General features: G+C 66.7%; 18 protein-coding genes and 1 other RNA gene. 11 read left to right on the plus strand and 8 right to left on the minus strand.

Annotated features, from left to right (window positions below):
• Positions 1 to 71: 71 nt before the first annotated feature.
• Positions 72 to 1,367 (minus strand): MFS transporter, encoded by a 1,296-nt coding sequence (locus GD628_RS04275; protein ID WP_091601407.1) that lies wholly within the window; start codon positions 1,365 to 1,367, stop codon positions 72 to 74.
• A gap of 70 nt (positions 1,368 to 1,437) precedes the next feature.
• On the minus strand, positions 1,438 to 1,806 hold the full coding sequence (locus tag GD628_RS04280; RefSeq protein WP_091601405.1) for an L-rhamnose mutarotase: 369 nt from the start codon (positions 1,804 to 1,806) through the stop codon (positions 1,438 to 1,440).
• Positions 1,807 to 2,113: 307 nt separating this feature from the next.
• Between GD628_RS04280 and rhaI the strand changes: the two genes are divergently transcribed.
• The 4 genes from rhaI to GD628_RS04300 all read left to right on the plus strand — a co-directional run bounded on the left by rhaI (position 2,114) and on the right by GD628_RS04300 (position 8,051).
• A complete protein-coding gene (rhaI, locus tag GD628_RS04285; protein WP_152273916.1) occupies positions 2,114 to 3,280 on the plus strand; it encodes an L-rhamnose isomerase in 1,167 nt (388 codons plus the stop codon).
• A 57-nt stretch (positions 3,281 to 3,337) separates the two neighbouring features.
• A complete protein-coding gene (locus tag GD628_RS04290) occupies positions 3,338 to 5,401 on the plus strand; it encodes a bifunctional aldolase/short-chain dehydrogenase (RefSeq protein ID WP_152273917.1) in 2,064 nt (687 codons plus the stop codon).
• Positions 5,402 to 5,426: 25 nt separating this feature from the next.
• The gene (locus GD628_RS04295; RefSeq protein ID WP_152273918.1) at positions 5,427 to 6,890 is read left to right on the plus strand and encodes a rhamnulokinase; all 1,464 of its coding nucleotides are present in this window, start codon (positions 5,427 to 5,429) and stop codon (positions 6,888 to 6,890) included.
• A gap of 126 nt (positions 6,891 to 7,016) precedes the next feature.
• On the plus strand, positions 7,017 to 8,051 hold the full coding sequence (locus GD628_RS04300; RefSeq protein WP_091601397.1) for a LacI family DNA-binding transcriptional regulator: 1,035 nt from the start codon (positions 7,017 to 7,019) through the stop codon (positions 8,049 to 8,051).
• Between the two features lie 36 nt (positions 8,052 to 8,087).
• Here the strand turns inward: GD628_RS04300 and ssrA are convergent.
• Positions 8,088 to 8,456, minus strand: a transfer-messenger RNA (tmRNA) gene (gene ssrA, locus GD628_RS04305).
• Between the two features lie 71 nt (positions 8,457 to 8,527).
• Here ssrA and GD628_RS04310 point away from each other — a divergent pair.
• On the plus strand, positions 8,528 to 9,160 hold the full coding sequence (locus GD628_RS04310; protein ID WP_152273919.1) for a nucleoside/nucleotide kinase family protein: 633 nt from the start codon (positions 8,528 to 8,530) through the stop codon (positions 9,158 to 9,160).
• An 84-nt stretch (positions 9,161 to 9,244) separates the two neighbouring features.
• The gene (gene yczE / locus GD628_RS04315) at positions 9,245 to 9,847 is read left to right on the plus strand and encodes a membrane protein YczE (protein WP_091601393.1); all 603 of its coding nucleotides are present in this window, start codon (positions 9,245 to 9,247) and stop codon (positions 9,845 to 9,847) included.
• Between the two features lie 92 nt (positions 9,848 to 9,939).
• Here the strand turns inward: yczE and GD628_RS04320 are convergent, their stop codons facing one another.
• Positions 9,940 to 10,695 carry a PDC sensor domain-containing protein gene (locus tag GD628_RS04320; protein WP_152273920.1) on the minus strand — a complete coding sequence of 252 codons (756 nt, stop codon included), beginning with the start codon at positions 10,693 to 10,695 and terminating at the stop codon, positions 9,940 to 9,942.
• Complete coding sequence (locus tag GD628_RS04325) at positions 10,692 to 11,480, minus strand: GntR family transcriptional regulator (protein ID WP_193313190.1); 789 nt, start codon at positions 11,478 to 11,480, stop codon at positions 10,692 to 10,694. Before GD628_RS04325 ends, GD628_RS04320 begins: the two co-directional genes overlap by 4 nt.
• Before the next feature lie 167 nt (positions 11,481 to 11,647).
• On the opposite strand from GD628_RS04325, the gene GD628_RS04330 reads away from it, so the two are divergent.
• The 4 genes from GD628_RS04330 (at position 11,648) to GD628_RS04345 (ending at position 15,863) form a co-directional block, all read left to right on the plus strand.
• A complete protein-coding gene (locus GD628_RS04330) occupies positions 11,648 to 12,712 on the plus strand; it encodes an ABC transporter ATP-binding protein (protein ID WP_226802330.1) in 1,065 nt (354 codons plus the stop codon).
• A 73-nt stretch (positions 12,713 to 12,785) separates the two neighbouring features.
• Entirely contained in the window at positions 12,786 to 13,988 is a 1,203-nt protein-coding gene (locus GD628_RS04335; protein ID WP_152273922.1) for an extracellular solute-binding protein, read from the plus strand.
• A gap of 144 nt (positions 13,989 to 14,132) precedes the next feature.
• Entirely contained in the window at positions 14,133 to 15,050 is a 918-nt protein-coding gene (locus GD628_RS04340; protein ID WP_152273923.1) for an ABC transporter permease, read from the plus strand.
• Positions 15,051 to 15,059: 9 nt separating this feature from the next.
• Positions 15,060 to 15,863, plus strand: a complete 804-nt coding sequence (locus GD628_RS04345; RefSeq protein ID WP_091601385.1) for an ABC transporter permease — start codon at positions 15,060 to 15,062, stop codon at positions 15,861 to 15,863.
• A gap of 3 nt (positions 15,864 to 15,866) precedes the next feature.
• On the opposite strand, the gene GD628_RS04350 is transcribed toward GD628_RS04345, so the two are convergent.
• The gene (locus tag GD628_RS04350; RefSeq protein WP_091601383.1) at positions 15,867 to 16,328 is read right to left on the minus strand and encodes a TetR family transcriptional regulator; all 462 of its coding nucleotides are present in this window, start codon (positions 16,326 to 16,328) and stop codon (positions 15,867 to 15,869) included.
• A 133-nt stretch (positions 16,329 to 16,461) separates the two neighbouring features.
• Here GD628_RS04350 and GD628_RS04355 point away from each other — a divergent pair, with 133 nt between their 5' ends.
• The gene (locus GD628_RS04355) at positions 16,462 to 17,034 is read left to right on the plus strand and encodes a GNAT family N-acetyltransferase (protein ID WP_152273924.1); all 573 of its coding nucleotides are present in this window, start codon (positions 16,462 to 16,464) and stop codon (positions 17,032 to 17,034) included.
• 153 nt (positions 17,035 to 17,187) lie between these two features.
• On the opposite strand, the gene GD628_RS04360 is transcribed toward GD628_RS04355, so the two are convergent.
• Together GD628_RS04360 and GD628_RS04365 are read right to left on the minus strand one after the other, a co-directional pair.
• Positions 17,188 to 18,519 carry an MFS transporter gene (locus GD628_RS04360; RefSeq protein ID WP_226802331.1) on the minus strand — a complete coding sequence of 444 codons (1,332 nt, stop codon included), beginning with the start codon at positions 18,517 to 18,519 and terminating at the stop codon, positions 17,188 to 17,190.
• 146 nt (positions 18,520 to 18,665) lie between these two features.
• Positions 18,666 to 19,847: an RsbRD N-terminal domain-containing protein gene (locus GD628_RS04365; RefSeq protein WP_091601379.1), complete on the minus strand. Its 1,182-nt coding sequence runs from the start codon at positions 19,845 to 19,847 to the stop codon at positions 18,666 to 18,668.
• Positions 19,848 to 19,917: the final 70 nt, after the last annotated feature.

The raw sequence follows: 19,917 nt of genomic DNA on the forward strand, positions 1-19,917 counted from the left end.
GGAACACAAAGGCCTCCGGCCCGGACCGGCTGAGGCCGGTTCGGGACGGAGGCCCGTGGTTTGGGGTGCGCCTAGACGGACTGCTTGGCGGCACCGGGAGCGCTGCCGTAACGCTCTTCCTCGATCTCTTCCAGGCTCCGGCCGCGGGTGTTCGGAGCCCACAGGACACCGATCACCATGGCAGCCACGAGGGCACCGATCATGATCATGCCCACGAATGGCACGCCCTGTTCGGCCAGCAGGGTGGGGAACCAGTAGCTGAGCACGCCGACGACGATCCGGGCCACGAAGAACAGTACGCCCTGGGCGCTGGCACGCAGGCGGGTGGGGAACATCTCGGCTGCCCAGAGCGCGTAGAACGCCTGCGCGCCGATGCCTGCACTGATACCCCAGAGGGCGGCGAACAGGATCAGGATGGGCATGGTCACGTGCGCAAAGACCAGGAGCAGCCAGGCGATGATGCCCAGCACGGCACCCAAGCCGTAGAGCTTGCGGCGGTCAACCCGGTCTCCGTACTTCATGAAGCCGAAGTAGGTGGCTGCCACGGTGAGGGTCCACAGGAGCACCTGCAGCAGGTTCTGCGCCGTGGCCGATTCGACGCCGGCGGTCTCGTAGACGCGCGGCATGAAGATGCCCATCTGGCCAGCCACCAGGTTCCAGAGAGCGTAGACGCCGGTCAGGAACAGCAGGGCCTTGAGGTTGGTGGCGTTGGTGAGCAGTTCACGGTAGTTGCGGCGCTTGATTCCGCCGGCCTCGGCCGTACGGCGCTCTTCGTCCGACTTCTTCCAGGTGATGGATTCGGACAGGCCGCGGCGGATCCACCAGGTGACGAAAGCGACCACGAAGAGGTGGGCGAAGATGATGCGGCTGCCGGTAAGGCCCAGCGGCACCACGATGGTGGCGAACAGGAATACCAGGGCCGGGCCGAGGGACCAGGCCAGCTGGGCCGTGCCCACGTGCTTGGCGCGGTGTTCCGCCGGAGCTTCCTCGGCGATGTAGGTCCAGGCCACGGGCACACCGGCGCCGACGGCGATACCGGTCAGGATGACACCGGTGATGAGCATCCACGGAGCCACGGCGAAGATGACCAGCAGGGTGCCCAGCATGTAGAGGATCAGGTCATAGGTGTAGATGAACTTCCGGCCGTACCGGTCCCCCAGCGGTCCGCCGATGAGGGCACCGATGGCCGCACCGAACGCGTTGGCGCTCAGCGCCGCCACCAGGCCGACCAGAAGGTTGCTGAACCCGAAATACTCCTGCCAGAGGGACAGGCTGGTGGCCAGTGCGATGATCGAACCGGCCTCGATGTAGTTGGACATGGACACGGCGATGGTTGCTTTCCATCCGCCGAGCTTCGTGGTGCTCATGGCGAGCCTTTCTGCAACAGTGAAGAAGGTGCTGTGAAGCGGGCACGGGCGTGCCCCGGATAAAACGGGATCAGGAAAGGTGGAAGTACTGCGTCAGCGCCTGTGGCGAACTGCCTTCCGTGAAGTACTGGGCCATTTCGGCCTGCCACCGGGTGTTGACCGGATGTGCATCCATGAGCTTCTGGGTAGCTTCGGCGTTCTCCGCCTCGAAGTAGCCCACAACCAGGCCGTCTTCCGGGCGAAGGAACAGCGAATAGTTCCGCCATCCGGTCTCGCGCAGCGCATCCAGCATTTCCGGCCAGACCCGCTGGTGGACCTCGACGTACTCGGCGAGCCGCTCAGGACGGATGTGCAGCAGGAAGCATCCGCGGGTGGCGGTAATCTCCGCAGGAAGCTGAACCAGTTCCTGCAGATCGGCCGGGGCGGGGGAAGAGCCCATGCATCACTCCTTTGTAATGTGGCGGGTCCTGGCGGACGTCGCACCTGTGGCGGCAGCAGGGATGGTCACGTCCGCGGGGAGGCGCCGGTCGAGCGGTTCCTGTGAGGGACCTCTCATGCACTGCCGGACTCATAGTACCCAAAAATTGAGACGTTTCAAGAAGTCATTACTGCAACGTTCAGCGATGTACACGGCGGGCACGTTTGACCTTCCCGACGTGGACGGCATACTTTGATGAAACGATTCAATGCGGTGCCCCAGAAAACTCGCGGTGCCGCCCGCCGGCCACCACAGAGAAGTGACGCATATGCCTGAATTCGACGACATCGCCCCCCAGCTGGCCGCCCAGGCCATCGAACTCCCGTCCTGGGCCTTCGGCAACTCCGGAACCCGCTTCAAGGTTTTCTCGACGCCGGGAACGCCGCGGACGGTGCAGGAGAAAATCGCCGACGCCGCCCAGGTCCACCGCTTCACCGGGCTGGCCCCCGCCGTCGCCCTCCACATCCCGTGGGACAAGGTGGACGATTACGCCGCCCTCGCCCGCTACGCTGCGGACCAGGGCGTCTCGCTGGGCACCATCAACTCCAATACCTTCCAGGACGAGGAGTACAAGTTCGGCTCCCTGACTCACGCCGATCCCGGCGTGCGCCGCAAAGCGATCGACCATCACCTCGAGTGCCTGGAGATCATGGACGCCACCGGGTCGAGTGACCTGAAGATCTGGCTGGCCGACGGCACCAACTACGCCGGCCAGCAGGACATGCGCGGACGCCAGGACCGCCTGGCCGAGTCGCTGGCGGAAATCTACGCCAACCTGGGTGAGGAACAGCGCCTGGTGCTGGAGTACAAGTTCTTCGAACCGGCTTTCTACCACACCGATGTGCCGGACTGGGGCACCGCCTACACCCAGGTTGCCGCGCTGGGCGACAAGGCGAAGGTCTGCCTGGACACCGGCCACCACGCGCCGGGAACCAACATCGAATTCATCGTGATGCAGCTGCTGCGCCTGGGCAAGCTTGGGTCCTTCGACTTCAACTCGCGCAACTACGCCGACGACGACCTGATCGTCGGCGCCGCAGACCCGTTCCAGCTTTTCCGCATCATGGTCGAGGTGGTGCGCGGCGGCGGACTCGAACCGGACAACGGTGTGGCCTTCATGCTTGACCAGTGCCACAACGTCGAGGACAAGATCCCCGGGCAGATCCGCTCGGTGCTCAATGTTCAGGAAATGACGGCCCGCGCCCTGCTGATCGACGGCGAAGCACTCGCTACTGCGCAGGCTGCAGGGGACGTCCTCGGCGCCCATGAGGTGCTGATGGACGCGTTCTACACCGATGTCCGCCCGCAGCTGGCGGCCTGGCGCGAATCCCGCGGCCTGCCAGCCAATCCAATGGCCGCCTACGCAGCGTCCGGGTACCAGCAGCGCATCGCAGAGGAGCGCGTCGGCGGTACCCAGGCTTCCTGGGGCTCCTAAACCTTCCGCGCCGTCCCCCACCACCGACTTACATCCACTCCACGAGGAGACCTTCGCATGAACGCCCACTCCAGCAATTCGACGACCGAACGGACCGTCGCCGCGGACCTCATCGCCCGTTCCAACCGGCTCGGTTCGGACCCGAAGAACACCAACTACGCCGGCGGCAACACCTCCGCCAAGGGCACCGCGGCGGACCCGGTGACCGGTGAGGACGTCGAGCTGCTGTGGGTTAAGGGATCCGGCGGGGACCTCGGAACGCTCACGGAGAAGGGGCTCGCCGTGCTGCGCCTGGACCGGGTCCAGGCGCTGAAGAACGTCTACCGCGGGGTGGAGCACGAGGACGAGATGGTTGCGGCGTTCGACTACTGCCTGCACGGCAAGGGCGGTGCAGCGCCGTCGATCGATACCGCCATGCACGGACTGGTCGATGCAGCCCACGTTGACCACCTGCACCCGGACTCCGGCATCGCCGTCGCAACAGCGGCGGACGGCGAGGAACTGACCGCCAGGATCTTTGGTGACAAGGTGGTTTGGGTGCCCTGGCGCCGTCCCGGTTTCCAGCTGGGCCTGGACATCGCCGCGATCAAGGAAGCCAACCCCGGTGCCGTCGGCACCATCCTGGGCGGCCACGGCATCACGGCCTGGGGCGATACCAGCGACGAGGCGGAGGCGAACTCCCGGTGGATCATCGACACCGCCGAGGCCTTCATCGCCGAACACTCCAAGGCTGAACCGTTCGGCCAGGCCCTGGCCGGCTACGAAGCGCTTCCGGTGGCGGAGCGCCATGCCAAAGCCGCCGCCCTGGCCCCGGTGATTCGCGGCCTGGCCTCGCACGACCGCCCCCAGGTGGGCCACTACATGGACGACCCACGCGTCCTGGACTTCCTCGCCGCCGCCGAACACCCCCGGCTGGCAGCACTGGGCACTTCCTGCCCGGACCATTTCCTGCGCACCAAGGTGAAGCCGCTGGTCCTGGACCTGCCGGCCGACGCACCCGTTGAAGACTGCGTCACCCGCCTGAAGGAGCTGCACGAGGCCTACCGGGCCGACTACCAGGCCTACTACGAACGGCACGCCGACGCCGATTCCCCCGCCATGCGCGGAGCCGACCCGGCGATCGTGCTGGTTCCCGGCGTCGGCATGTTCTCCTGGGGCAAGGACAAGCAGACCGCCCGCGTGGCCGGCGAGTTCTACCTCAACGCCATCAATGTCATGCGGGGCGCCGAAGGCATCTCAAGCTACGCTCCGATCGATGAGTCGGAGAAGTTCCGCATCGAATACTGGGCGCTGGAGGAAGCCAAGCTGGCCCGCATGCCCAAGCCCCGCAGCCACGCCACCCGCATCGCGCTGGTAACCGGCGCGGCGTCGGGCATCGGCAAAGCCATTGCCACCCGCCTCGCCGCGGAAGGCGCCTGCGTGGTGATCGCCGACCTGAACCTGGAGGCCGCCGAGCAGGTGGCCGCCGAGCTGGGCGGCTCCGACGTTGCCATTGGCGTCCGCGCCGACGTCACCGATGCCGCACAGGTTGCTGCCGCCGTCGACGCCACGGTACTGGCCTTCGGCGGAATCGACCTGGTGGTGAACAACGCCGGCCTGTCTATCTCAAAGCCGCTGCTGGAAACCACCGAAAAGGACTGGGACCTGCAGCACGATGTGATGGCCAAGGGTTCCTTCCTGGTCGCCAAGGCCGCAGCCAAGGCCATGATCGCCCAGGAGATGGGCGGGGACATCCTCTACATCTCCTCGAAGAACTCCGTCTTCGCCGGCCCGAACAACATTGCCTACTCCGCCGTCAAGGCAGACCAGGCCCACCAGGTGCGCCTGCTGGCCGCGGAACTGGGCGAGCACGGCATCAAGGTTAACGGCATCAACCCCGACGGCGTTGTCCGAGGCTCCGGCATCTTCGCCGGCGGCTGGGGCGCCAAGCGGGCGGCGGTCTACGGTGTTCCCGAGGATGAGCTGGGCAAGTTCTACGCCCAGCGCACCCTGCTCAAGCGCGAGGTGCTGCCGGAGAACGTGGCCAACGCCGCCGCGGTCCTGACCAGCTCTGACCTCTCCCACACCACCGGCCTGCACATCCCGGTGGACGCCGGCGTCGCCGCCGCGTTCCTGCGCTAAGCGGCGCGGCAGGAAAGGACTGAGCATGGAGCAAGCTGCATCCGTAGCGGCCGTCGACCTCGGGGCCACCAGTGGCCGCGTCATCCTTGGCGGCGTCTCCGGCGGCCGGATCCGGATGCGGCACGTGGCCCGTTTCGCCAACCAGCCGGTTCGGCTGCACGAGGGGAACGGGCCCGGCCTGCACTGGAACATCACGGAGCTCTACCGGTCGCTGGCCGCCGGGCTGGCCCAGGCGTTCCGGGAGGAACCGGACGTCCGGTCCATCGGCGTCGACTCCTGGGCCGTGGACTACGGGCTGCTGCGCGGCGGCAAGCTGCTGGGCCTGCCCTACCACTACCGGGACGGACGCACCGCTGACGGGGTGCGGTCCGTGCATGCGGCAGTGACTCCGGAAGAGCTGTATTCCCGCAGCGGACTGCAGCACCTGCCGTTCAATACGGTGTTCCAGCTGGCGGTGGACCGGGAACGCGGTGACCTGGCCATGGCGGACCGGGCCCTGATGGTCCCTGACCTCATTGCCTACTGGCTCACGGGCAGGCAGGTCACTGAGGAGACCAACGCGGCCACCACCGGACTGCTGGATGCCCGCACCCGGCAGTGGGACACCGGCCTGATGGACCGCCTTGGGCTCCCGGAAGGCCTCTTCGCTCCGCTCATTGTCCCCGGCGAGCGGATCGGCGGACTCCTCTCCGGTGTGGCGGAAGAGCTGGGCGCCCCGGCCGGAGTGCCGGTCACCGCCGTTGGTTCGCATGACACCGCGTCCGCCGTGGTGGCAGTGCCGTTCACCGACGAGAACGCTGCGTTCATCTCCTCCGGCACCTGGTCACTTGTTGGCCTGGAGCTGCCCGGCCCGGTCCTCACCCCGGAGAGCCACGCCGCAAACTTCACCAATGAGGGCGGCGTGGACGGGCGCATCCGGTACCTGAAGAACGTGTCCGGGCTGTGGCTGCTCTCCGAATCGATCCGCACCTGGGACGGACCCGGCACCACCGATTCCCAGCGCACCAGCAACCTTGCCGAGCTGATCAGCCAGGCTGCGGCCGTTACCGCTCCGGTGCCGGTGTTCGACGTTCAGGACGAGCGATTCACCGCCCCGGGGGACATGCCCGCCAGGGTCACCGCCTGGTGCGAGGAACATGGCCTGCGGCCGCCGCGCGGGCGGGCCGAAATGGTCCGTTCAATCCTTGAATCACTGGCAGCCGCCTACGCGGACGTCATTGAACAGATGGAAAGCCTCACCGGACGCAGCATCCGCACCGTCCACGTGGTGGGCGGCGGCTCGCAGAACACCCTCCTGTGCCAGCTCACGGCGGACCGCACCGGCCGCACGGTCTTCGCCGGGCCGGTGGAAGCCACCGCCATTGGCAACGTCCTGGTCCAGGCCCGCTCCGCCGGACTGGTTACCGGCGGGCTGGAGGAACTGCGCCGCCTGGTGGCGCGCACCTTCGAGCCGATCCGCTACGAACCGCGGGTGCGGGCCGCCCTGTAACATCCATACCGGCGCTCCGGTGCCCAAAGGACATGCTGCTTACAATAAGAACCTGTCCCGCGGGTCCGGCCCGCCGGTGACGGTGCCAGGAGGAGTGGACCCCGTCCGGACGGAAGTGAAGAGCAAATGGACAGATTCCCGGTCAGCATCAAGGACGTCGCCCGGGAAGCGCGGGTCTCGATCGGCACTGTCTCCAACGTCATTAACCGCCCGGAGGTAGTTTCCGAGGACCGCCGCCGCCGGGTCCTGAAGGTTATCGAGGACCTGGGATACGTCCGCAACGACGTCGCCCGCCAGCTCAAGGCCGGCCGTTCCCGGACCATCGGACTGGTGGTCCAGGACACCGGGAACCCCTTCTACAATGAGATCGCCCGGGGAGCGGAAGCCGCTGCGGATACGCTTGGCCAGGCCGTCATCGTGGGCAACTCCGGACTCTCCCACGCCCGCGAAGAGGTTTACCTGGACCTGTTCGAGGAGCAGCGGGTGCGCGGAGTACTGATTACCCCGCAGTCCTCCCAAGACCGCAGCCGCATCGACCGGCTCCGCTCCCGCGGCACCCCGGTGGTGCTGGTGGATGAGCAGGCTCCCGCCTCGCAGTACTGCTCCCTGGCAGTTGACGACGTCGAAGGCGGACGCATGGCCGTCGCCCACCTGCTGGACGGTGGCGCTCGGAGCATCACCTTCGTGGGCGGCCCTGCTGCCCTGCACCAGGTAGCCGACCGGCAGACCGGTGCCCGGACAGCCGTGGACGCGGTACCCGGAGCCTCCCTCGACGTCGTGGAAACCGCCGCGCTGACGGTACTGGAGGGCCGGCGGGTCGGCGAGGAGCTGCTCCGCCGTCCCGAGACATCCCGGCCGGACGCGGTGTTCGCCGCCAATGACCTGCTCGCGATCGGGCTGCTGCAGGCCTTCGTCTTCGACCACCGGCTCCGGGTGCCGCAGGACATTGCCCTGGTCGGTTACGACGACATTGACTTCGCGCCGTCCGCGATTGTTCCGCTGTCCTCCATCCGCCAGCCGGCACGGCTGATCGGCCGCACTGCGGTGGAGCTGCTGGAGGACGAACTGGCGGAAGACCATCACCACCGGCACGTCACGTTCCAGCCCGAACTGGTGGTGCGGGAGTCTTCGGGCGGCTCCGCCGGGCCCGAACCGAAATAGGCCTGTCCGGAACGCTGCACGTCCCGGACAGGCCTTGGGTGGAGATGGGGGGAATCGAACCCCCGTCCGATGCTGGAGTATCTGGGCTTCTCCGGGCGCATCCTGCTCTGGATTTTCTCGGCCCCGGCCATCTCGCAGGCGAGTGGCTGATCCGGGCCCAGCCGTTCAGCAAGTCCCGGACACCTGAACGGCAGCGGTGTCCGGCAGTGGCTTCCTTATCGACGCCAGGATCCGGAACGGAAGCGTTTCCGGCCTGACGGACTCACTCTGGCCTAGGCGGCGAGGGCGAAGTCAGTGCGCATAGGTTTGGCACTTATTGGTTTACAGGGGGCGTTTGCGAGATAACCCTGCGTCCTCGGCCCGCTTCCCCAGGTACGGCGAACATCGTCGATACCGATCATCCCCATATTCAGTTGCACCTCCATTAACCACCCTTGCCGCCAAAACATTCCAGCCCGCTGCGCGAAGATGGTGGCATGCAGATCCTGGACCGCTCGCTGGCGGAGCTCACCGCGCAGGCCCGCGCCCTGGCCGCCGGCTCCCGCCGCATCCTTGGCATCACCGGCCCGCCAGGCGCCGGCAAATCCACCCTGGCAGCGGCGCTGGCAGCAGCGCTGGGACCGGACCTCGCCGTCGTAGTTCCCATGGATGGTTTCCACCTGGCCAACCGGGTACTGGAAGAGATGGGTGCACGGGACCGGAAGGGCGCGCCGGACACGTTCGACGACGGCGGATACGCGGCCCTGCTGGGCCGGCTCCGGGCCGCAGATGAACAGGTGGTCTACGCGCCGGAGTTCCGGCGCGAGCTGGAAGAACCGGTGGGATCTGCGCTGCCGGTCCGGCGGGAGGTCCCGCTGGTCATCACCGAGGGCAACTACCTGCTGCTTCCGGACGGTGCCTGGCCGCAGGCGCGGGACCGGCTCGACGCCGTCTGGTACCTAACGCTGGAGGACACCGAGCGCACGGACCGGCTGGCCGCACGGCACGAACTCTTCGGCAAGGCACCGGACGCGGCGCGGGCCTGGGCGCTGGGTAGCGACCAGGCCAACGCGGATCTGGTAGCAGCGCACGCGGCAAAGGCCGACGCCGTCATCCGCCTCCGCGCCTAGCGGATCCCCTGCCGGTTACCCAATATGTCTCCGGGCGGAACCGGGCTTTTGGATTCCCGCCCGCAGGGGAGTTTGGTTGTTCTCATGTCCGCGAACTTCCTCCGCCGGGTGCTGCAGCTGCTCGCCGGCCTCTTCTTCTATGGCTTCTCCATCGGCATGATGATCCGGGCGGGGCTGGGCGTCTCCCCGTGGGACGTGCTGGCACAGGGCACCAGCCTGCAGACCGGCATCGCGTTCGGGCTGGTTACCAACCTGATTGGGCTGGTGGTGCTGCTGTTGTGGATCCCGCTGCGGCAGAAGCCCGGCGTCGGGACCGTGCTGAACGTGCTCCTGGTGGGACCCAGCGCGGAGGTGGGGCTGGCCGTGGTGGACGAGCCGGCCGAACTGTGGGGGCAGATCCTGCTGTTTGCCGGAGGGCTGACCCTGTTGGCGGTCGCCACCGGGCTGTATATCGGAGCGCGGATGGGTCCCGGGCCGCGCGACGGGCTCATGACCGGACTGCACGCCCGGTTCGGCTGGCCGCTGTGGGCGGTCCGCACCGGCATCGAAGTGACGGTTCTTGCCATTGGCTGGGCCCTGGGCGGCGCCGTCGGCCTGGGCACCGTGGCCTTCGCGCTGCTGATCGGGCCCATGGTTAACCGCACCGTGCCGTTCTTCCACATCCCGGCCCGCTCCGCCGCGGCCTGAGACCGTCCCTCCACCGTCGAGAGGCCAGTTACGGCTCTTCTCGCGGCCGAAAAGAGCCGTAACTGGCCTCTCGGCGGGGCGGGAACGACGCGCTAGAGCGGGACGGCGACGGCGAGCGGAAGCGCTCCGCAGGGGTGCACCGCTGCGAACCGCCCGGTGTGTTCCGGGCCGCGCAGTTCCATCCGCGCCGGCTCTGCAGCCTGCCGCCAGTCCCCCACCAGTAGCCGTCCGGCCGCCAGCTGGGGATCGGCGGAGACCACAACCCGCCCCACGCGGTTCACCAGGGACGCTTCGGGGTGCACCCTGCGCAGGTCCGGAAGCAGGACTTCCTCCAGCGACTCGACGAACACGTCCACACCCACCACGCCCACCACGTTCCCGCCGACGGTGAGCGGGGACGTCAGGGTCACTGTGTATTCATCGGTGCAGATGAAATCCGCATACGGGCCGGTGATGTGGCTGTTGCCGGTCTCCACGGGGACGGTGAACCACTCACGCCGGGAATAGGCTTCCCCCATGCTCTCCACCGAGGACAGCACTTGGACTTCCTTGCTCCGCCCCTGCCACCAGGCCATATGCCAGGGGGCATCGCCCAGGGCATTGTGGGCGGCCACGAAGCCACCTCCCGCCAGCGGGTAGTCGGTGCGCTGGAGCAGGGCGATGGTCAGGGGCTCGACGACGGCGTCCACTTCGCGGCGCGAGGGCGCCGCCGCGGGGTCGCGAAAGAGAACCTCCAGCCGGGGTTTCCATTCCTCCAGGATCTCCAGCAGTTCCCGGAAGAACGTGCCAAGGTCCGCCGGCGTTGCTGCCGGGGACGGTCCTGCTGCGTCAATGCGGGAAATGCTCATGCTTTCCTCCTGGCGGGCGCGGGTGGTTTCTCTGCCGTAGTGAGGTCGGCGGAGGAGTGAAGACGGGTGTGTTCATCAATCAGCCAGGCAACCGAGGCCTGGACATACTGCCGGACGAGGGACCGTGCGGCGGAGGCGTCGGCGCCGGCCACTGCCTCGCAGATCTGCCGGCACAGCCCCACCATCGCGGAGTTGAACCCGGGATCCGCGTGGGCCAGGCCCAGCAGCGAACCGTACTCGGTGTGCAGCCGCACGTATTCCCGGGTCAGCCGGGCGGACTGGCTGAGTGCGGCGAGTTCAAGCAGGAAATCGCCCACAGCGCGGTTGCTGCTGCCCTCGGGGGCGTCCAGGAGCTGGGCCAGCGCCTCCACGTCCTCGCGGTCTGCAGCGTCCGCGGCGAGCTCCGCAGCGGTGGCCGCGATTGCTGCGTAGTGGATGGCCAGGTCCCGCAGTTCAACCCGGCTCATGCCGGTGAGGCGGCGGCGCACCAGCACCGACCTGTCTCCGGAAGGCAGCGTAATAAACGTGCCGCCTTCGCGGCCGCGGCGCGTTTCCACCAACCCCCTGGAGCGCAGGCCGGCCAGCGCCTCGCGGGCCGTCACCGTGGCCACCCCCATCGATGCGGCCAGTTCCATTTCGGTGGGCAGCCGGTCACCGTCCGCCAGCGCACCGGCCGAAATCCCCTGAACTATGCGCTCTTCGACGCGGCTGGCCTTGCCGGCGTCGCCCAGCGGAGCGAAGACAGCGGTAAGGAGGCGTTTCTGCGGAGCGGTATTTCGAGGCATGTTCACGATCTTTCCAGCTTGGCGGGCGCGACGGTGCCGGCATGCCGGGCCACGCATCCGTAACAAGAAATTTACCTGACGTGACGTGAATTACATATAACATCTGGTTTCATAGCTTTACACCCTGACGCGCTTCGGCGCCTCCAGCTGAAGTGAAAGGATCCACCGTGCGAGCCAGCACAGCATCACTCTCCCCCGCCACAGAGGAACCGGCGCTGTCCGGCGACGCCATCAGCCTCTCCTCCGTGACCAAGAGCTTCGGCGAGTTCACCGCGGTCAAGGACCTGGACCTGGACATCCGCTCCGGTGAATTCTTCTCCCTGCTGGGGCCGTCAGGCTCCGGCAAGACCACCGTCCTGCGCATGGTGGCCGGCTTCGAACCCGTCACCAGCGGCACCATCAAGCTGCACGGCACCGACGTCACCTCAAAGGCTCCGTTCGAGCGGGACGTCAACACGGTCTTCCAGGACTACGCCCTCTTCCCCCACCTGACCGTGGCCCAGAACGTTGGCTACGGACTAAAACTCCGCAAGACGCCGAAGGCCGAACGTGAGCGCCGGGTGGCCGAGGCCCTGGACATGGTGCGCCTGCCGCAGGTGGCCGGGCGGCTGCCCTCCCAGCTTTCCGGCGGCCAGCGCCAGCGCATCGCCCTGGCCCGTGCGCTGATCCTGCGCCCGCAGGTCCTGCTGCTGGACGAACCGCTGGGCGCCCTGGACAAGCAGCTGCGTGAACAGATGCAGATTGAGCTGAAACAGATCCAGCGCGAAGTCGGCATCACCTTCATCTTCGTCACCCATGACCAGGAAGAGGCGCTGACGCTCTCTGACCGGGTTGCCGTCTTCAACAACGGCAACATCGAGCAGGTGGGAACCCCGGAGGACCTTTACGAGCGTCCCGCCACCCGTTTCGTGGCGACCTTCCTCGGAAGCACCAACCTCGTGGAAGGAGAACTGGCCCGGCAGCTGACCGGCACAGACTCCCTGGTGAGCATCCGCCCCGAACGCATCCACCTGTCCGCCCCCGGGACCCCGGCACCCGAAGGGTTCTCCTCCGTTCCCGCCATCATCGAGGAAATCGTCTACACCGGACCCACCACCCGCTACGTGGCGTCCACCGCAACCGGGGACCGGCTGATCGTCCAGGAACAGAACGATTCCCGGGCCAGCGCCGCTTCCCGCGGTGACGCCGTCGAGCTCCAGTGGCCCGCACGCTTCAACTTCCACGTCTCCTGACACTTCTCTCCTCCCGGCCGGCGCTCCGCCGGCCCAGCTCCACCCGCACCGCACCCACTATGAAAGGTTCACCATGAAGATCACCAAGGCCCTGCCGCTGGCAGCGCTCGCCTCGCTTTCGCTGGTCCTGGCCGGCTGCGGCGGAGATGCCTCCACCTCCGGCTCCGGTACCACCGGGATCCAGGTCCCGGACCTGCCCATGGCATCGGAAGTCGGCGAAAGCGAAGGCCAGGTCAACATCATTGCCTGGGCAGGCTTCGTGGAGGACGGCTCCACGAACCCCGACGCCGACTGGGTCAGCGCGTTCGAAGAAGAGACCAAGTGCCAGGTGAACCGCAAAGTCGGTGCCACCTCGGATGAAATGGTCCAGCTGATGCGCAGCGGCGAGTACGACCTGGTGTCCGCGTCCGGCGATGCATCACTGCGCCTGATCGCCGGCGGCGACGTGGCTCCGATCAACACGGAGCTAATCCCCAACTTCGGCAACATCGTCGACGGACTCAAGGGCCAGGTGTATGACACGCTCAACGGCAAGAGCTACGGCGTTCCGATTGGCCGCGGCGCCAACGTCCTGATGTACAACACGGACCACGTTGCCGAAGCCCCGGATTCCTGGGCTCCGCTGTGGGAAGAGGACACCGAGTACGCCGGCAAGACCATGGCCTACGACTCCCCCATCTACATCGCCGACGCCGCCGTGTACCTGATGGCCACCCAGCCGGACCTCGGCATCACCAACCCCTACGCACTGGACGCGGACCAGCTGGCCGCCGCCGTGGAACTGCTCAAGACCCAGAACGGCCTGGTGGGCGAATACTGGAACGACGCGCTGAAGGCTGTCAGCTCCATCTCCTCCGGCACCGCCCACATGGGCACCGGCTGGCAGGTCATCGTGAACCTGGCCCAGGGCGACGGCGGCAAGGTGGAGTCCGTGCTGCCCAAGGAAGGTGCCACCGGCTGGTCCGACACCTGGATGATCGCCGCTGAAGCGAAGAACCCGAACTGCGCCTACAAGTGGATGGACTACGCTTCCTCCGCCGAGGTCAACGCCCAGATCTCGCAGAACTTCGGCATGGCTCCGGCCAACGCCCTGGCCTGCGAGGGTTCCGACGCCAACGCAGCCCACTGCGAGACGTTCCATGCCACGGACGAGGAGTACTACAAGCAGGTCTGGATGTGGACCACTCCCGTTGAGCAGTGCGTCGACGGCCGCACGGACGTGACCTGCACCAACTACCAGGAATGGACCAAGGCCTGGACCGAGGTCAAGGGCTAGTCCCAGCGGCCCGTCCCGCAAGACCACCGGCGGGCGGCGGTTCGACGCCGCCGCCCGCCGGTTTCCAACCCAGCCGCCCCTGCGGCTTGTCAGTTCATAGCCCGGCCCCAGAGGAGAATCGGCGGAATCCCGCCGGAAAGCGCCATGGCAGTAATCCACGAAACCCCACCCCCTCCCGCAGCGGCGGTGCAGCCCCGGAACAGCCTGGGCGACCGCATTTCCCGCATCCTGTATGCCCGGCCGAAAGCCCGCCTCACCGGCCTGCTGCTGCTGCCGCTGGGCTGGCTGGGCGTGCTCTACATCGGGTCCCTGATCCTGCTGTTCATCACCGCCTTTTGGCGGACTGACAGCTTCACGTCGAAAGTCATTCCCGCGTTCACGCTGGAGAACTTCATCGAAATCATCACGGTCCCCGCCTACCAGCAGACCGCACTGCGGACCATCGGCATCGCCCTGGCGGTCACCGTCCTGTGCGCAGCGCTGGCTCTGCCGCTGGGGCTCTACATGGCCAAGGTGGCATCCCCGAAGATGCGTGCGGCACTGGCCATCGGCATCACGCTCCCGCTGTGGGCCGGGTACCTGGTGAAGGTCTTCTCCTGGCGCATCACCTTCTCCTCCGGCGGCCCGCTGGACTGGCTGCTCGCTCCGCTGGGCCTGACCGGGCCCGGCTACGGCACCGCCGCACTGATCATCACGCTTGCCTACCTCTGGTTCCCCTACATGGCGGTGCCGGTTTACAACGCGTTCCGGCAAATCCCGGACAGCCTCTTCGATGCTTCCTCGGACCTCGGCGCCAAGGCGTGGTCCACGGTCTGGACCGTGGCCGTGCCGCTGCTCAAGCCCGCTTTCGTGGCCGGGTCCATCTTCACCTTCTCGCTGAGCCTGGGCGACTACATCGCCGCGCAGTTCGTTGGCGGCAAGACCCAGGTGATCGGCACCGTCATCGCCTCGAACATCAACCTCAACCCGCCGCTCGCGGCAGCCTTCGGCACCGTGCCGATTCTCGTCGTCGTGCTTTACCTGTTCCTGGCCCGCAAGTCCGGCGCCCTGAAGCAACTGTAGGAGAGACCCATGAGGCTATCGGCTTCCGCCAAAATCACCCTCCGGGTCTTCGCAGGCCTGGTCATGGCGGCGATCTACCTGCCGCTGCTGCTGGTGATCGCCAATTCGTTCAACGCCACTACGTCCGGCGCCTTCCCCATTCAGGAGTTCACCACCCGCTGGTGGGTCGCTGCCTGGCACAACGAAGGTGTCCGCGAGGCGCTGTGGACCTCGCTGAAGGTGGCGTCCGTGGCCACGGTGATCGCCCTGCTGCTGGGATCCATGGTGGCGTTCGCCCTGTCCCGCTACGACTTCTTCGGGAAGAACACCATCAACCTGCTGGTGGTGCTGCCCATCGCCCTGCCTGGCATTGTCACCGGCGTCGCCCTCAACAACACGTTCAAGACCGTCCTAGAACCGCTCGGCATCGGGCTGGGGCTGTTCTCCGTGATTGTGGGCCACGCGACGTTCTGCATCGTCATGGTGTTCAACAACGTCCAGGCCCGGCTGGGCCGGATGAACCGCGGGCTGGAGGAAGCCGCCATGGACATGGGCGCCAACGTGGTGAAAACCTTCTTCCAGGTCACGTTCCCCGGCTTCCGCTCGGCGTTCGTGGCCGGCGGGCTGCTCGCCTTCGCGCTGAGCTTCGATGAAGTGGTGGTCACTACCTTCACCGCCCCGCCGGGCACCGAAACCCTGCCGATCTGGATCTTCAACAACATGGCCCGCCCCAACCAGGCGCCCGTGGTCAACGTCATCGCCGCCGTGCTGATCGTGGCCTCGATGATCCCGGTCTACCTGTCCCAGCGCCTCACCGGGGATGACAGGAAGTAACGGCTAGCGGGTGGCGGCGCACTCCGGGAGCAGTTCCGCCATCCGCTCATCACTCAGCCGGGACAGCGCCGTGAGCAGTCTAGTGATCCGCTCGCGCTCCGGACGGGTAAACCGGCTCGAGTCCAGGATGTCGCTGACCCACAGCCCGTCCATGGCCAGGCGGATGACGACGCCGATGATTCCGGCCGGATCCCGCGGGTTCAGGTTGGCCGCATCCAGGCGGCGGTTCAGGTACAGCAGCGACTCGGCCAGGTTTGGCCGGCTGATGGCTGTTTCCAGGAGTGCGGCCTGGTCCATGGAGCTGTTGGCGCGGACGTCGGAGAAGGCCTTGATGTAGGCCCGTTCCTGGGCCCCCACCGGATCCGGATCCGCATCGGCCAGGTCTCCCAGCCGGTGCACCAGCTGCACGATCATGTCCTCGACGTCCTGCTCGATCTCGGTAATGGACGCTCCAGCGGCGAACATTGCGCTCTCTTTTCTGTTTCCTGCTGCCTTGGTCTTCCGGCAGGGGGATCCGCCGGATGAACCGGCTAGTCTAGCCCGTTTCCGCGGGGATCTCAGCTTCTGTGAGCCAAGCGTCAGGGAGTATGGTTTGGCCATGCCAGTCGAGGTCCGGCCTGCCACGGTGTTCGAGGATACTGCCGCCGTGCTGGGGCCCAGGAATCCCGAATCGAACGCCTGCTGGTGCCTGAGCTACCGGCTGCCCAGTTCCAGGGAGAACCAGTTCCTGCAGCGCCGCGCCCGCGGTGAACGGGTTCGGGAACTGCTGGCCGAAGACCTTCCGCCCGGTGTCCTGGCATACGACGGCGGCGAACCGGCCGGATGGGCGGCCATCCATCCGCGGGCGGACACCTCGTTCGCGACAAACCGCAGGATTCCCCTTCTCGATGATTTGCCGGTGTGGTCCCTGTGGTGCGTGCGGGTCCGGCCGGGCTACCGGGGCCGGGGAATCTCGCATGCGCTGGTAGCCGGTGCCGTGGACTTCGCGCGCCGCAGCGGGGCACCCGCCGTCGAGGCCTACCCGGTGGACAACCAGGGCGCGAAAGTGGACCTGACCATGGCGTACGTCGGCACCCGCAGCCTCTTCGAAACCGCCGGGTTCACCAAGGCAGCAGACACCTCATCAGTCCTCAACGGATTTCCGCGCGTGCTGATGCGGCTGGCTCTTTGAACGGACGGGCGTTGTCCGCGCACGGCAAAGGCCCCGCCGCGGGGAACCGGCGGGGCCTGGCCTGGAAAGGCCGGCAGGAAGTCCATGGGGGAACGGATACTCCCTGCCGGCCGGATTGTGGTTCGCCGCCGCGCGTAACGGCAGCGCGGGGGGTCAGTCCGCGGAGACGATCCGCTTGTCCTGCACCCGCAGCCGCTCGCCGAGGAAGCCGCCGACGGCGGTGATCAGGGCAATGATGGCCAGGATGAGCGCGCCGCCCCAGGACTGGTTGCCGGAGAATCCAAGCATCGCGGTGGCCAGCAGCGGCATGAAACCGCTGGTGGCGCCTGCAATGTTGTAGCCCAGGGCAACGCCGGAGTAACGCAGCTTCGGCGGGAACAGTTCGGTCAGCAGCGCACCGTTGACCGCGTAGGCCACGGCAATCAGCACAATGCCGATGGTGATTGCCAGCATGATCATCACCGTGGACTTGGTATCCACCATGGCGAAGATCGGGAAGGCCGCAACAGCGGTGAGGATGCCGCCCCACATGGTGACCTTGCCGGGGCCGATCTTCTCGGACAGCCGGCCCATCGCGATGGTGACGAAGATCTGGGCGACGGCGGCAATCAGCGTGGCGTTGACCATGACCTGGCGGTCCACGCCGAGGGTGTTGGAGCCGTAGCTGACAATGAAGGTGGTGATCATGTAGAAACCGCCCACGCCCAGCAGCGCTGCCATCACGGCTACGGCCAGGCGGCCGCCGGCGTTGCGGAAGACGTCCAGAGCAGGGACCTTGGAGGTCTCTTCCTGGGCCAGGAGATCCTTGAAGATGGGAGATTCTTCAACCTTGATGCGGATCCACAGGGCGATGAGCAGCAGTGGGAAGGCCATCAGGAACGGGATGCGCCAGCCCCAGGCGTCGAAGGTCTCCGACGGGAAGAGGAGCACCAGGGAGAAGGCTGCGGAGGAGAGCAGGGTACCTACCGGCGAACCGACCTGCACCAGGGCCGCGAACCGGCCGCGCTTCTCTACTGGCGCGTGCTCGATGGCCATGGTGACGGCACCGCCCCATTCGCCGCCGACGGCGAGGCCCTGGACCAGTCGCAGGACAGCCAGGAGGATCGGTGCTGCGAGGCCAATTGAGCCGAAGTCCGGCAGCAGGCCGATGAGGCCGGTAGCGATGCCGATCATCACGATGGTGGCAAGCAGTGCCGGCCGGCGGCCGAACTTGTCGCCGATGTAGCCGAAGAGGATGGCGCCGATGGGGCGCGCCGCGAAGCCGACGCCGAAAGTGGCGAAGGAGGCCAGCAGCGCCGCAGTGGGGTCCATGGTGGTGAAGTACAGGCGGTTGAAGACCAGCGCTGCCGCTGTGCCGAAGAGGTAGTAGTCGTACCATTCCAGCGCGGTGCCAACGAAGGAAGCGCGGGCAATGGTGCCGGCGTCCTTTCCGGAGATCGTCGCGGGTGCGCCGCGCTCCCCGGGTCGAGTGGAGGTGTTAGTCACGAGTGATGGTGCCTTTCGAGCTGGCCGCATCGCATAGATGGGGGGGCATGCGGGCCGGTGTGGGAGGTATCTCACTGAGCGTAGTCAGGCGGCAATTGACCAAACAATGACAAATTTCACCCACCTTTTACGCGGAAATTGGGCATTTAGACAGTGCGCGGATATTCCGCGAGGGTGCTGAGCGCGATCAGCGCCCATGCCGCCTCCGTGGGGACGGCCAGGTCCAGTCCTATGACCTGCTGCAGCGAGTGGAGCCGGTTGACCACGGTGTTGCGGTGGCAGTAGAGCTCTTCCGCGGTTTCCTTGATGGATCCCGTCCGGGCGTAGCTCTCGGCTACCTGGAGCAGCCGGGCCCGCTCGTGGTCTGTGCACCGGCCCAGTGCTTCCTGGACTCCGGAGCAGAATCCCGGCAGCGTCTGCTCCAGCAGTTCGGCAGCGATCCGCTGCCAGGCCTCCTGGACCGTCTGCAGGCCGGGGCCGCCGCTGCGCGCCAGCACCAGGGCGGATGAGGCAGCAGCCGGCACTGCCGCCAGTCCCGCGATGTTTGGGACGTAGCCGGCTGCGAATCCTGGCGGTTCCTGCTGCCAGGAACCGGTGCGGCGCTGCCGGAAGATGTACAGGACTCCGGCCCGTTCATAGGAATGCAGCCTCCGGTCATGGAGGAACGCACGCTGGGCCTCTGCCACGGCGTCGCCGATCACGGCCAGCAGTTCGAATGAGTCAGCCGTCCGGACCCCCAGCCCGGCGGCAATGTCCTCGAGGTCCTGCGGAGTTTTGGGTTCTCCGCTGAACAGCCGGGAGAGCAGGCGCTGGCGGTACAGCTGCTTGTCCCGGGCCAGGAGCGCTTCGGCTTCCACGAAGGACTGCTGGATGTTCGATACGTAACCCTCCACCACGTCCATCACCCGGTCCATGTTGGACACCAGGACGTTTACCCCGTCCCCGTGCGCAACCCGCTCCAGGCCCTTCCACAGGACGCGGAAGTCGTTCCGGACTGCCTCCAGGAAGGACTGCAGCGGCACGCCCTGTGACGCGCGGCGGGTGGCTACCTCGCGCGGCAGGTTCCGCAGGTCCGGCGGCAGTTCCAGCCCCGCCATCTGGTACAGGAACATGTCCATGGTGTCCACGGCCGTCTGGTAGACGTCCTCCGCGGGTACCTTTGCGTCGTCGTAGGACACGGCTTCGAAGCGGGAGAGGAAGTCAGTGACGAGCGAATCCCGCTGGGTCCACAGCCGCCGGATCAGGTCTTCCCACTGGTGCCCGGCGGGGGCTTCGAGCGGAAAGGTCCGGGCGGATGGAACCAGGGCCGGGACGAGGATGTCGGTCATCCTGCCACTTTATGGATATGCATAATTTATCCGCCAACTATGGCGGCTTATGTCCATTGAGCGAGACATT

The organism is Arthrobacter koreensis (assembly GCF_009193255.1).
Classification (GTDB): domain Bacteria; phylum Actinomycetota; class Actinomycetes; order Actinomycetales; family Micrococcaceae; genus Arthrobacter_B; species Arthrobacter_B koreensis.